At 57.5% G+C, this 14,407-nt stretch carries 7 protein-coding genes; 1 reads left to right on the top strand and 6 read right to left on the bottom strand.

The annotated features are described in order from the left end of the window. Positions 1–143 precede the first annotated feature (143 nt). The 6 genes from D7S89_RS14705 to D7S89_RS14680 all read right to left on the bottom strand — a co-directional run bounded on the left by D7S89_RS14705 (position 144) and on the right by D7S89_RS14680 (position 12,362). Positions 144–3,602, bottom strand: coding sequence for a YhaN family protein (locus D7S89_RS14705; protein WP_121278436.1), 3,459 nt, complete (start codon positions 3,600–3,602; stop codon positions 144–146). Positions 3,603–3,607: 5 nt separating this feature from the next. Continuing rightward, complete coding sequence (locus D7S89_RS14700) at positions 3,608–4,864, bottom strand: metallophosphoesterase family protein (protein WP_121278435.1); 1,257 nt, start codon at positions 4,862–4,864, stop codon at positions 3,608–3,610. Positions 4,865–4,876: 12 nt separating this feature from the next. Further along, the gene (locus tag D7S89_RS27460; protein ID WP_183085200.1) at positions 4,877–5,740 is read right to left on the bottom strand and encodes a GIY-YIG nuclease family protein; all 864 of its coding nucleotides are present in this window, start codon (positions 5,738–5,740) and stop codon (positions 4,877–4,879) included. Between the two features lie 151 nt (positions 5,741–5,891). Continuing rightward, positions 5,892–8,519, bottom strand: a complete 2,628-nt coding sequence (locus D7S89_RS14690; protein WP_121278434.1) for a DEAD/DEAH box helicase — start codon at positions 8,517–8,519, stop codon at positions 5,892–5,894. Continuing rightward, positions 8,516–9,478 (bottom strand): HamA C-terminal domain-containing protein, encoded by a 963-nt coding sequence (locus D7S89_RS14685; RefSeq protein ID WP_121278433.1) that lies wholly within the window; start codon positions 9,476–9,478, stop codon positions 8,516–8,518. The genes D7S89_RS14690 and D7S89_RS14685 overlap by 4 nt, the downstream gene beginning before the upstream one ends. Positions 9,479–9,749: 271 nt before the next feature. After that, on the bottom strand, positions 9,750–12,362 hold the full coding sequence (locus tag D7S89_RS14680; protein WP_121278432.1) for an AAA family ATPase: 2,613 nt from the start codon (positions 12,360–12,362) through the stop codon (positions 9,750–9,752). Between the two features lie 312 nt (positions 12,363–12,674). On the opposite strand from D7S89_RS14680, the gene D7S89_RS14675 reads away from it, so the two are divergent. Continuing rightward, a complete protein-coding gene (locus tag D7S89_RS14675) occupies positions 12,675–12,938 on the top strand; it encodes a hypothetical protein (RefSeq protein WP_121278431.1) in 264 nt (87 codons plus the stop codon). Positions 12,939–14,407: the final 1,469 nt, after the last annotated feature.

Here is a 14,407-nt window from a genome sequence, read left to right as displayed (position 1 = left end):
GGCCGAGGACCACGTGGTGTGCTTTTCCCTCAATGATGTGTTGTCCTTTTCTGCAGTTGCGACGAGTTGCTCCGGTTTGTCGTCGAAAGTGACTTATGACATTGTGACGTCCCCATATTTTTTGGCCGATGATAGCTCGTTGACTACAGGTGAACGACATTGATGGAATTGCCCAAGGTGTCTCGAGCGAGCGCTTCCATATGAGGGTGGTGGGTCAGGAAAATCACTTGGGTCTGTTTGGCAAGAGCGGCCAACGCCCGCAGGCCCGCAGCCGACCGCGCATCGTCATAATTGATGAACAGGTCGTCTGCAATGAAGGGCAGCTTGGATGCCTGTTCCAAACGAATCTCCAAAGCGGCCAGGCGTAGTGCGAGGAAAAGCTGGTCGCGGGTGCCGTCGCTCATGCCCGAGATGCCGACATGCTTACCGTCAGGCCGGCGCCCCTCCAGCACCATGGGTTGCTTGTCGAAGTCCACGACCAAGCGCTCGAAGGAACCTTGAGTCAGTTCCGCGAATATGGCGCTGGCCTTGACTAGCATCGGCCCCTGCTTATCCTGACGATAGCGGTCGATGGACCAGCGCAGCAAGCGGGCGGCAGTGAAGACTTTCACGTAGCGCTCGGCTGCATCGGCCATCTTCGACAAGGCCTCTTGCCGCTGGCCCTCTGCCTGCGCCGCCGCATCTGAGCCGCCAATGGCAGTTAATGTGGACTCTGCGGTCGCCAGTTCAGCGGATAGCGTTCCCTGGCGCTCGACGACAGTCATGAGGTCGCCGGACAACGCGGCAATATCCGTGGCAATCTCCGGCAAGTTGGCCGCTGCAATCTCAGCCTCGATGTCTTGTCTCGATTGACCATCTGCGCCAGCCGTCAGTTCGCGCCTTAGTCGGGCGGCGTCCTCCAGCAATCGACGCTTTTCATCGGATTGGGCGATGCATTCGGCCAAGGCCTCGCGTGTGGATACGCCGGCCCGCGCCTTCAAAGGCTCAATAACGGCTTCTGCTTCTCGCTTGGCGGTCTCCAACTCTGCGACCTGTTGCTCCGCAGCTCTTAGCGCAGCAGTTAGTCGCTCTCCTTCTTTTCGAGCTTGACTGGCCAGTTGCGCCTTAATGACAAGTTGTTGCACCGCCTCCGCAGGCTCCTGGCCGTCCAGGGGCGCGGTAATGGCATCGCACAACGCTTCGACATCCTCGGCAAACAAGGAGAGGTCAGCCTTCATCGTATCGATGCGCTCCGCTTGAATCTGGCAAACCTTGCGTGCCTTTTCCTCGATTGCGCCAATCAATTCCAGTGCACCTTCGACAGTTCCGGTGTCGTAGGCAGCGTCCAGTCCCGCATTCGACAACGTTGAGGCCCAATCGGCAGCCCACGAGGTAGCTTCCTTTCTGGCCTCGGTCAAGTCATCTTGGAGCGCAACGTAGGCTTGGCGAGCCGTGACCAACTGGCCATTCAGCGCGTCTCGACGCCCCTTGACGCCATCCGCTTCAGAAATGAGATGTTCAGCTTGAATGCACAACGCGCTCAAGTCCCCATCGCTCACTTGAGCAACCCCGTTCTCCTCGAGCAGGGTGCGCAGCTCCTGAGTCGCGTCCCCCAGAGCATTCAATCCGGACTGAGCGTCTTTTTGGACTTCAAGAAGAGTGTGGCCACGCTCGATTGCGACGTCTTTCTTGCGAACCCAGTCTGAAGCATCTTCGAGCGGCAAGCCGTCGAGCCCCGCTGCCGTGGTTAGCTCACTCCATTCTGCGGAGAATGTGCCCAGCTGCCTTTTGGCCGCATCCAGTTGCTGCTCAAGGCGAGTTTGGGCATGTTGCTGTCTTTCGAGCTCGTCTTTGCGCGATTGAAGTTCCGTCACATCTTCAACGTTACTCAAATGCGTGTCCGCCAGCGTATCCGCCTCCCGCATTGCCGATTCGAACTGCTCGGCGTTCGTCTCAAAATCGTCTGTTCGTTGTTTGACGGGCGCCCATTTCTCATCGCGTAGAACCCGCGCTTGTGCCACCATCGCGTAGGTGGTCGGATGTCTCAGTTCGGCGAATTGATTGACCCGAAGCTCGGCCTCTCCGACAGCAGAAATCTGTTCCGACAGGTCCTTGGACAGCGATTTGACCTGCGCGTCGAGATTCTGCCGCTCGCGCAGCCGGTGTGCGAGAGCTTCGCCAGAGGGGAGCTGGAGCTTTGACAGGCCCTCGAAGTCCTTGCGCCAAACGCCTAGCGCTCGCAGGGCCGCTTCAAGCTGGGTTTCAGCTTTTTCGACCAGAACACGTTGCTTTTCTTGAGCCTGTGCGGGGTCGCCCAGGGATTGGGCCTTGCGCAAAGCCGCCCGTAGCCCGGCGGTTACCTTTACCTCAGACAACCCGCCGAACTGGGCTTCAAGCGACTGAATATCGGCCTTCTTTGCCCGCTCAGAGGAGTCCGCTGCCTTGAGGGCTTGTTCAATCCCGCTGGCTTTTCTCGCAAGGTCGCCGAGCTTACGACGAATCAACAATGACGGTAGCTTGAGCAGCAAGTCTTCTTCGGCTTCATATGCCCATTTCAATTGGAGGCATGCTCGGCGAACTTCCCCCTGAAGCGCCTGAATTTCGCTTTTTCGTCGTTCGATGTCCCTGGCGTATGGCTCGTACCGGACGCGTCGTGCCTCCAGTGCGGCAATGCGCTGTTCGGCGCTGAGCAGGGATTCATCCACGGAAATCGCCGACAGCGACTCCCTGGTGGCCGTCACCTCGCTCTGGCGAATCTTGAGCACCGCTTCCGCGCGAGCGATATCGCGTTCCGCCTGGCTCAGTGCCTGAGCTGCATCTTCCGGTAGGTCGATTGCTTCTTTCAGGAATTCCAGGGCAGCATCGTTTTGACCGAGTGCGTCAACAAGTGGCGTCAGTCGACGCACGCGCTCGAGCCGCGCTCGACGCATATCAAGTTCGCGCCAACTGGCTCGCGCTGCCTCCAGAGATTCTCGTAACGTCTCGACTGCATTGTTGGCGTCGGCCCAGACCTTCGTACGGACCGAGGCTTTCTTGAGAGCGCTATTCGCCAGTTCAAGTTGGTCAGCGGCGGCATAGTAGGCGCGCTCACCCGACTTTCGAGGCGCCCAAAGCTTGTCGGCTTCTGCGGCCAACTGGTCTCGCACTGTTCCCAAGCTCGCCACCCCAGCAGCGGATTGGAACAGGATTCGGCCAATATCACTCTCTGCGTTCAGGATGTCATTGCCGCCTTCAACCAGTCGCAAGTGGTCAAGCCCGAACATGCGGTCAAAGAAGTCTCGGTCAATTCCGCCCAAAAATGGTTCAAGGGCGGAGTCTGGCAGCACGCCGCCTGCTGGGGTTCTGAGCGTCTGGCGTTGGGCCTTGATTCGGACGAAGTCCAGTGACGTCTCGCCATTACTGACGGACGCTCCCAACTTGAGTTCGTTCAATGGATGCAGAAAACCATGCGAGGAGCGCACGGGAATGCCAAAGAGTAGGTCGAGAATCGCCGCTCTCAGGGTCGATTTGCCGGCCTCGTTCGGACCGACGATAAGATGAAAATCAGTTGCCGAGCCGGGGAACTCAAGAGACCATTCAGAGAACTTGCCGAACTTGAGCAGGTCGAGTCGTTGGAAGCGCATCGCAGTTATTCCGTCTTCTCAAGATGGGCCAGCAGACCGGCACGCGCCTCGTTGACGAGTGCGCTCAGATTCCCAGATTTGATTTCGGGAAAGTAAGCAATCGCCTGTTGCAGCTCAGGCGGTGCCTTGGTCACCAGGCCAAGCAGTTCCTCCTGAAGCGCTTTCAAGAAATCTTCGTCGTCCTCGGCGGTTGCCAGCAATTCACTGAGGTCAGACAGTGCATCATGTCGCGCCTTAATGGTCTCCCCGTCATCTTTCATGGCCGTCCGAACCCGCACTTTTTCAATCCACAACCGTTCAGGTGCAAGCGCTGCAGCGACCCCTAGCACTTCCTGGCGGAGTTGTGCCTCCTCCCCAAACAGGTCTCCGTGCGCCGCCGATTCGCCAATCAACGTCACCCTCATGGCATAGGTTAGGCTGCCACCGGCGCCATTCAGAAATTGGGTCAGCACGCTTTCGACAGTTCGGACAGCCGAGACCAGCGATTCGCATGCGGATACGTCCACCTCCAAGTCGTGCCATCGCAAAACGTCAACATACACGCGCTCAAGCGTTCGCCGACCTGCGCTATCCACACTCACCAGAACAGCACCCTTGGCCCCCGTTTCCCGAATGTGTCGGCCCTGGAGATTGCCAGGAAATACGATGGTCGAAGCTCCCTCCCAGACTCGATGCTCGTGCACGTGACCCAGGGCCCAATAGTCGTAGCCCGTGGCATGCAACTCGTCCAAACTGCAGGGAGCATAGGGGGCGTGCGCCGTTTTTCCTTCAAGTGCCGTATGCAGTACACCAATGTTGAACATGCCGGGTTCGGGCGCCGGATAGGTCGTGACGAGGTTCTCATACGTCGCCGCGTCTTTGAAGCTTCGGCCGTGCAATGCCACCTTGAGATGCTCGATGCGGAAGGTTGAGCACTTCCTGGTCCCAAATCCGTAGACGTTGTCCGGTAGCTGCAGTTGCTTGGTCATCTCGCTTTCGGCGTCGTGATTTCCGTAGAGGAGATACACCGGAATATTCGCTTTTTTCAGGCGTCCCATTTCCTTGGAAAAGTAGATGCCTGTGTTGTGGTCCTTCCACGGCCCGTCGTATAAGTCCCCTGCAATAATCATAAAGTCGACTTGTAGCTCAATGGCCTCACCGACCAGATTGGTAAACGCAGCGCGCGTTGCCCCTCGCAGCAGGTCTGCAGGGGCGTCCTGATAAGAGCTCAGTCCGATGAGGGGACTGTCGAGGTGTATGTCTGCCGCATGGATGAATCTCAAGATTTTCTCCGTTTAGGCTCTTTCGATAATCGGATTCAACTCATTTGGTGCAGGAAGCGCCGACAATTGAAGACGAATTGCAGTGGGTGAAAAAACTTCTAGCTTGATGGTCGAAAGCTCGGGCAGTGTCTGAAACCGTTGGCGCAGTTCAGGCCCACCGAAAATGCGCGGCGACTTATTGGCGTTGCAGGTACGGTTGATAAGTCCGAGGATAGGCTCCACTTCGTCACCGAAGTAGATTTCCACTTTCTCGCTGTCTTCCCCGAGATGGGCAGACGACTCGACTCCGCTGTTGAAGAATCCCTTGGTCTGGTAGGTCGTCCCTAATTTGAATTCGAACTCTGCTTGCGCAATTGTTGCCGCTTTCGAGGTTACAGATACGGCGTTATCTTGCAGTGGAGGTACGGCCTCCGGTCTCGCGTCATCATTGAGTGCGTCCTCGTTCGCCTCGGTACTTGCTGCGGCCGCTTCGTCGAGTATTCGCCTGTCCTTACCGTTCCATTCAGGCGCTAACGCTGCGACCAGGCTGTCTTCGAGGCCTGCGGCCAGATTCAAGTGATACGGACCGTAGTGCATCATCCCGTTATCAGGCAACACGTAAATATCGACGGCCGCGCCCTGTGTGAGCAAGTCACGAATATTGCGATTGTTCTTAAAATTCGTCCGCTTCTGACTGGTCCCCGGAGACAGGTAGTTGCCCATGCGCTCGCGCAGTGTCCGAACCGATTTTCCGATGTACTTGACCTCGCCATCCACCACAAAGGCATAGAGTACGTTCCTGACTATTTCCAGCTTTTTCAGGTCGACGTACAGCCGGTCGTCACGCAAGACCCAATGCCCCGCGCACTCAAAACCGATGGCCAGTAATCGATTCACTTTCGGGGTCCTTCGCTCTTGGTCTAATGACGCCGGTTAGTGCTGCTCTAGTCCCTCTTGTAAAGCGGGCCAATGAGTGCCTGTACAACGCGCACTGCTCAGTATCGTAACCAGGCTTCGAAGCGGCGAGAAGCTCGGCAGCCCCTGAAACTCATGCTGAGTATTCGACCGAAACGAGAGAACGTTCACGCAATTCAGCTACCACCAACGGTGACAGTTGCTGTATCAGGGACGCTGGTTGCTGCGAGAACCAGCCTCGAACTTGGTCCGCGCTTAGCGACGAATCCGTTATCAGCGATGCCATTGCCGCGGCTGTGATGCGTGACAAGCCGAACTCGACTAGCGAACGACCGGTGCGAGTCGACACGCCCAGTTCAAGAGCCAACGAAAAGTCGTAGACCTGACTGACCATCTCATCAAGCCCCTCTTGGGCAAGAGCGTACTTCAGAAGGTCGACGTAGGCCTTCGCCCACTGGACAAGTTTGAATCGAATCGTTTGCTCAATAAGCGTGAACATGTCCCGAATTGCGCCATCGATAGCTGCCTGAGTTAGCGGCCGCTTGTTCGTTTGCTGCGCAACCTTCTTCTTGTATTTCACAGCTTCGGCGACCAACTGCGTCAACGGCTCGCCTCGCATCCACTTCAACGCCGTAACAGTCACGTGCGCGACGAACCCGCGGTTTCCTTTAGCTTCGTCGCCTTTGAGGTTCACGCCTCCCAAATACTTATAAAGCCGTCGGATAATTGAGTTGTACACCGTGTACGCGTCGCCCGAAGGATTCGAAGGCATCACTTTCGCGAAGTCGCGCTGACACACAAGTTCCCGAATCCGCTGCAGAAGGCCTGCGAGGGCTACTGGGTCGAGCATCCAGCTAGTTGTCAAAACTGAAGCCGGAAGCTCAAGGCTCGTAAGCGCCTGGTCGGCCAGCTCCGTAAGGCTGTCTTTTTGCTCAGTTGTCAGCGAGAGGCTGCGGCGTCCCAGCAACCCATCCAATGTCTTCTGGGATGAACGAAACAGGATTAGACCTGCCGCAGCGGTAATCCGGTCCCCAGCCGCGCGGTCGCGCTCAAGGATGGGAGCTTTGTCCACGGCAGCCTGCAGTAATTCAACCACTGCATCAAAATCCGCCTCTACGGTCCGCTTGAAAGCCGCCTTCATTGCGAACGGCTTGCGCTCGGTCAGTGGCTTCGACTCCCAGTGCTCGTAGTTCACGAGGAACACGTTGCCGACTACTTCCTCACCAAGACGGCCCGCGCGCCCAGCGAAGTTCCAGAGCGCAGCTTCATCGAGCGCCGCGCCCTTACCGCGAGTCGGTGTATCAATGAAGACGTTCCGCGCGGGGAGATTCACCCCTTGAAACAGGGTCGTGGTGCAACAGAGATAGTCCAATTCGCCACGCTTGAACGCAGCCTCAATCCCCTCGCGCAAGAGGCTCGGCATGTTTCCATAGTGGAAAGCGACGCCTTGCCGAACAAAATTCGCAAGGGAGTATTGCTTGTGTATATGTTGTTCGATGAATTTCGCCAAATCCGATAACCCCTTCGAGGTTCCGGGGTGGCGGTTGAGCGCGAGCAATGCCGTCAAATCTTCCGCATTCTTCGCTCCGGTGGCATAGACCAAGGACCGGCCCGAGGCGCCCAGCTCAAGCGCGACCGCCGCGAGCTTTGTGTCGTCGCCTAACGCAAACCCGCGCTGGAACTGGTACGTACCAATTGGCTCAAGCTTTTTCGGCGTGACCAAGTCGAGATGCACCAAGTGCTCGTCCAGGTCCGAAAACCCGACGCTGATACGGTTCTGCACCACAGGCGACAGGGTGGTTTCCTTCACGTTGATGTCGGGCAGTCCGATGCTGTCGCCAATGAGCTGCAGGCCGGAGGCACCGGGCGCCAAAAACAGGAAGCGAGCAGCAGGATTTGACTCGCGCAACTTCTCAAGCGTGTCCTGCAAAATCATGCCACGACTGTCATCACCGAGAGACTGCGCCTCGTCGGAAATGACAAGGTCAATGAGACCAGCAACGGCCACCGTCGACAGAAGAAACTGCGCTCGTTCCTGCGTAAGCACGTAAATCTGTTTTGGCCGGCTCTCTGGGTCGGGTACCGGGATGGTCGTGATACGGATGGACTTGGAAATGCTCGACAGGCGCTTTTCCAGCTTGCCGTGTATCTCGGTCAGTAACGCCCGTGTTGGCGCAATATAGATTGCGGCAAACCGCTCGGCGGCCATCGCGCGCTCACACATATGCTCGAGCACGACAAACGACTTTCCGGCCGAGGTCGGTGCGGAGACAGCGGTTGCCGCGGACGAGTCCAAGCTTCGCCAGAGGTCGAGCTGATACTCCGTCAGCGGGACACGCACGCCAGCCATGTCGACCGTATTGAGCTCTCGGAGCAATCCGCGCCGCATGTGCGTTTCGAAGCCCAGGTCGACAGGATGCTCGCTTTCCAGCTTACGGAGACCGGGGAAATTGCCGAGGTCAGAAAGAATGCGGATGCTTGCTTCATGAACCATGTCCTCGCTCGAGGCCAAGCTGGCGAACACTGCAATCTGCTGAGCCAGCTCCTTACTCTCTTCGTCCGATGCTGATGCGAACACGCTCGCAGTATTGAGCAGACGCGTCAGGGCCTTTTCGGCAAGAACGGGCCCGTCTACGCGGACCTGTTGATTTGCCTGCAGGACCGTCGACCGGATGCCGACCGCTCGAAGTTCGGCAAGGTCGCTCCAGAAGCCCGGCTCCCGCCGGATGTCAATCGCAACTTCGGTGGCGAATGTGCTCATGTGTTCAACTCGGCAAAGATTCGCTTGAATTCATTTACATCAGGTATAGCAACCAAAAAGACGATGCATCCGCCAAGGTCGACGCCTTTCGCGTCGGCCTGATTTTTCAAGTTCTTGCTGAAAGTCTCGTGCTTGGCTGCATACAACTTCTCCAGATGTTGCTCATGAATCTCTGGCGGCTTTTTCAGGTCGCGAGACAGTTTGTCCTGGAAGGCGCTTTCGCTGAATACGAGACTGCCGACGTGGACGTCGCGACGCCGGAGATGGCTGCCATCACCGGTGTAGGAGTTGAAGAACGACTTGGCCGCCTCTCTCGCTTCTCCCTCTAAACAGTCCAGGTTAGACAAGTCGCTAACAAGGCGAAGTTCGTTCAGCATCCGTCCGTGGTCTGCCTGGTGCTCCGCAATTGAATCGACCATTTCCCGCGACGCATCGGTTGCGCTCGGGATGAGCTTTGACTCTAAGAGGTAGAAGAAAACTGACCCGTCGTCCGCTTGACTGCCATGCAATCCGTCAACCCCATGCACCGGCATTTCGGAAGACGTCTTGAGTGCCATCTTCGCACCGAGTTGCGCCGCGCCGAGGTATCTCACCGCGACAACGTACGCAATGAGTTCGCCAACTTCGCCGTAGCGTCCGGGGTGCTTCTCGTTGTACTTAACCAGGAGCCGTTTGGCCTCGCGGCGAAGCCGTGACATCGCTGACATATCCCCGCCCGTCGCCGAGTTGCCACTCTGGGCGAAGGCGTCTCTCCGTTTGCGAAGGGGTATGACGTAGTTGACGAGCTGGTCAACCAGTAGCTCCGCAAGCGCATCGACTTGCGGAATGTGCTCCTGCATCCGAAGGAAAAGAAGCCGTGGCTGTTCAAGCGGCGGCGTCGCCGTCACTTCCTTCAGGACGTTGTCGACGCCCTGAATCGGGTCCAGCAACGCGCCAAAGCCGTCATTAGCCTTCGTCATGTGCGTTGCCCCGGTTCGCTGCCGCGACCTTCAGTCGTTCTATTCAGCACTACTCTCTCCGCCAATTACCGTAGGGCGACGGCCCCGGTTCCCGATATGTACGTGTTATTTTAATGGTTTGTTATATAAAAGAATCAACAGCCGAACGGGCTATCCGTCGTCAGGACGCACACTATCAATTGCTGTCCCGGTTGGCTTCGTCCGTTGAGTTCCGAGGTTGAAGCGCCGCAGCAGTCATATATCCGCACGTGACAACGCCTATCGATTCGATTTAACCTCTCGCCGCACGGATATCGTTGCGTCTTCCAACAACCAACAGCCTCCACGATTCGAGCTTCTCGATGTCCTCACCAAGTTCATCAGGTTGCGGAATAGGTAGCCTGCCGACCCGGACGGCGGCATCGTGCTCGAACTTCGAGCTTTTGGTCATCCCTGCTTCTATCGCACGGTAGTCGTCGTCCGAGACGGTGACTTCTTTCAACTTCTGTGTCGAGACACCCTCGCCGAAGCGTTGAATCGCTCCATTGAAAAGGACCTCTTCCACGCATCGCTCCCAGGCAAGGCGCAAATCACCGTACGCACGCGCCGTGAGGGCGCGATGCCCGTCTTCGTCTCCAACGGCATATGCCTTGCGAATCTCCACAAGCATCTGCCGGAGCTTGCCAACGCGATTTTTTGTCCCAAGCACGTCGAAGGGAAGTCCCTCGGAATGCGCGCCGAACCCATCGCCGGTACGGCGAATGTAGTTTGCCTGGAGCGTGGCTTTGAGCTCATCGGCCTTCTGCTCAAGAATGCACAGGAAATAGATGTCGTGCGTGAACACGATGACCTGCCGCCTGAGTGATTCTTCGACCAAGCGCTCTGCGACTTCCCAACGGCGGCGATGGTCGAGTGACGAGACCGGGTCGTCGAAAACGATGCCACCGAGGCCGCCGCCGAGCTTGGTTTCTGCGAGGAACGACGCGATGGCGATAGCGCGCTGCTCGCCTTCACTGAGAATTGAAGCGGGCGTGGCGTTTCCCGGCAATTGGAGCGTGAGCTTGAATTGCGTTCGGCCGCCGGGCGATTCAGGCTTCATGACGACCTGCAGCTCATGACACTTCAACCTTTTGAGCTCATCGTTCAGCGCATCAGCCAATTCCTTACTTGCAAGGGTCCGGGACAGGTCGGTGGACTTTCGGGAAATCCCACGCGTGTCCGTGCCATCGATGCACTTTTGCAACTTCGCGCAATACTCGTATTTCGAAATTGCCTCGAGCACGGCATCCTTCACCTCGCGAAGCTTGTACCTTGCGTCGAGTTCCGCTCGCTCGACGACCAGCTTTGCGCGAGCGGCCTCGTCGGCCGATGCTTCGAGGGTCTTTGCCTGAGTTTCCAGCGCGTCGGCAACCTCTCCGAGTCGGACAGCTGCGTCGTTCTGCGCTGCGGACACGCTTTCCCACGGCAGGGTACCCCCGGAAGCAAGCAACGCTTCGGATTGCCGGGTCTTCAAATTGGCTTCCGATTGCTCGCAGAGCGGCAACAGTGGTGCGTCCAGCGTGCTCAGCTCTTCTTTCAACGCCGCATCAATGGGGAATTCGAGCTTCGCATTCTTTATCGCGTTGTACGCGTCTTTCGCCAGGTTCCGCGCGTCCTTCGCAGCTTGCTCAACCCTGTCCTTGATAAACGCGTCGAAGCGACCAAGCCTGCTTGCACCTTCTGCGCCCAGCTCGTTCTGGCAGAGAGGACACTTCGCATCTTCCGGAAGAGCAGAAATCTGGCGGCCAGCGTGGGAGATGGCTGCGAAGTCACGAGCCGCTTCGAACAGTGTCTTCCACTCTTCGCCACCGGTGCCAGGCAGCTGACCCGACTCACTTCGGAACGCTTCCGCAGCGGTGTCAGCGACTTTCTTCGCGGCATTCGATTTGCCGATAAGCTCCTGAAGATTTTGGAGCTTTTCGACGGAGACAGTTTCGAGCTTTGCCTCAATCTGCGTCTTCAGCCCCTTTACGCGGAGCGCCTTGTTGCGAATCTCTCGGGCTTTCGTCTTCGGGTCCGCTTCGGAAAGCGTCTTCGTCAAGACTTCTCGGCGTTCGACTTCGTCGTCCGACAGCTCGGCTAGCTTCTCTATCTCTTCACTGGTCGTCTTCTTGGAAATGCCGCTGAGTGCGCGGCCGACTGCAGTGGCCTGGTTGATTAGCGCAGAGTACGCCGCATCGCTCGGTGACGAGTCTGTCTTCTCTTTCGTCGCGCGGGTCTTCAGTTTCGTACAGAGACTCACCAGCCCTTCGAGAATATCGAGGCCGTATGGCACGTAGGCAAAATCACCCTGGTTGTCGATATAAGCACGCGCGCAGTGGGTGTCGAAGATTGAGATGTCGGCCAACGGTAGAGGCGGTTCTGCACGATGCTTCCACACGAAGTCGACCGTCGTGCCATCGACGATGGTCTCAAATACCGCCTGTGCAGTGCCGACATCCTTCGGGTCTAGGCGCGCGTTGGGCAGGATAGGCTCTCTGCGGTCCCGCGCGCGGCACGCATGCTTGAAGATTCTGGAGTAGCCAGATTTCCCGGCTCCATTTTCGCCGTAGATAACGGTCAGCCCGGTCGGGGAAATCGGGAGTCGACCGCCTTGAACCAATGCGTTGACGTGCTGCAATTCCTTGAGGGCAACAATCTGAACAAGTCGAGTGGGATTAGTCCGAGGGGCGACCTCAGCGCTCTCCAACTTCTTGGCCACTCGACCATTCTCGTCAGGGATACCTACTTCAGCCTTGGCAAGCGCATAAATATCCTCGATGTCCTCCGGAGACAGCTCGCGATTTACGTATAGTCGGGCGATAGCGTCTTGCTGCCAGGCCGAAAGAGTCTTCGACCACTGGTAGATTTCTTGGATGATTGTCACTGGTCAAGCCCCCTCGGAATTTATCGCGGCCGAAGCAGTTACTCGTGTCGATGCTTTGCTTGAAATGTGCGCAGAGATTTTGATGTTATACGTGCGCAGACGAAGATGTATACCGGAAAATCAGTCTCCTTTTGAAAAATGTTTCTACAAACGTTTTCGGCAAGACGACGAAGCGCCAGAAAGCTATGCACGTGAGTTTTGAGCTCTTCGAGAAGTATGAATCGGCAATCCGGGGCTACCAAGCGACCCTCAATCTCCGTCTCTACGCATGCATCGAAACGGCGACCTAGTGGTGTATTACGCGACGTTCGAGTGGGTAAACCTTCGGCGAAGGTCGTGCTCGTAGACATTACTTCTTGGAAGGCGCAGACCGACATCGCATTGACCGAGGCGCAACAAGCGCTGGTTGTGAGCCTTCCGGTGCCCGAGGTGCTTCGGCGCGCCAAGCTCGCAGCTGCGTTCGCTGAGACGGCGCGTCTACGCCTCATATCGCTCCTCGACCACATCGGGCTGCACCAATGGCTGGGCCTGCGCTCAAGCGAAGACCTGTTCGGCGAGGCGAGTGACTTGCTCTAGGCGGCGCACCTGTTTCAATTCCCGTCTTCAACAAATGCGGGAATTTCCGGGGAGGGAGACATCCCGAGAGAGACCCGATGCAGCGCCAGCAGATGCGAGACCACTTCGGCAAGATGGCCAAAGCCATGCCAGATGCAGTCTTCATACCGGTGGGCGCGGCCACGTCGAGAGACTAACCAACGAAAGATTTTTGAACAAGGAACGTGTGTCCCATGGCCTCCCGCATCCGCGCCAAGAGGCCAGCGAGCACACGGCATGTTTTCTAGGCGAGAGCGAGCGCGCTAACCTGTCCGACTACACAAACGCCGACAAGATTGACACGGAGCGTGACTACCATCAGAAGGCGGTGGCGGCGCTGAGTTGAGCGCGCGCGGCTGCCAGGCGGGGAAGTGGTGCGGCGGGAGCGTACCGATGAGCGGGCGCGAAGCTGGCTGGGGCGGGGATGCGGGTGGAGAGTGGCGGAAAAAGGCGGGAGGAGCGAGGAAACCGGGGGCGGAGCCACGTGAGCCAACGGACGTGGAGGTTTCCCCGCGTTTGAGGCATTTCCGGGGTACTGCGCTTTAGTTCTATTAGTTTCCCTTAAGCCCCGTCCCGCCTGGGTTTACGGGCGGTCCGAAGGCATTAAGGAAAACTTTTGCAGCGAGCTTTAAGTAAAACTATTAGAACTTGCCACACAACCGGCCCTATAGACCTGGGCCCCAATACACCGTCACCGAATTCGCCACATTCCGCGGTATATCGACATCGATTCGCAAAATATGGCCATCGCCTCCTTCTATGGCTCAGCCCCGAGCATTACCTCGGGTTTGTGTCTCCGGGTGGTGAGGCTGAGCCCAGCCCTCCCTACGGCATCTACGCCCGGGAAAACCTTCTACTCAGCCTCTCCGCCCAAGTTGTCACCGGTATGGAGCCGCCTCGCCCGCCAGCCTCTACGCACCCTTTGGGACGCTAGCTTCGCCATCCCATTGCCGATATCTCAGACGCTATCCCCCTAGTCTCGGCTATCCCCTGCGCGCTAGTGGTGGTTTTAGCCCCCGTCCACGCAAGCGGCCACTCACCGAAGCCCGTCAGTCGGACGGGGTGGCCCTGTCGTCGGGCGGCTCGTGCTCGGCCGACGTGTGGCACAACCGTATAGCGTCTTTCGTGTGCATGAGCATGCTCGACAGCCGTCAATGCAATTGAAGCACTGCAAGTAAAGGGCGTCTTCGACGTAGGAGGCCCCGTCGTTGGCGCAGACGCCGCTCCGGCCTCGTTCCCATGCACCGCGCCACGTTGCTGTCATCGAGGACGATGTCCGAATCGTGAAGGCTTTCCTGAACTTCGTCGCCATCGACGGATGAATGCGTAAATCGTCCGCCGGCGCTCACCGGCAGGTCATCGTCACAAAACATAGCAGCATCAATGGCTTAGCGGCATCCTCAAGCACTTATCCACGGGTTTGTCGACAGTTTCTGGGGACAAGATGCGGT

This window comes from Trinickia fusca, from assembly GCF_003628145.1.
GTDB classification, from domain to species: Bacteria; Pseudomonadota; Gammaproteobacteria; order Burkholderiales; family Burkholderiaceae; genus Trinickia; species Trinickia fusca.
Note: the sequence above shows the minus strand (reverse complement) of the source record. Positions and strands in the feature narration are given on the sequence as shown.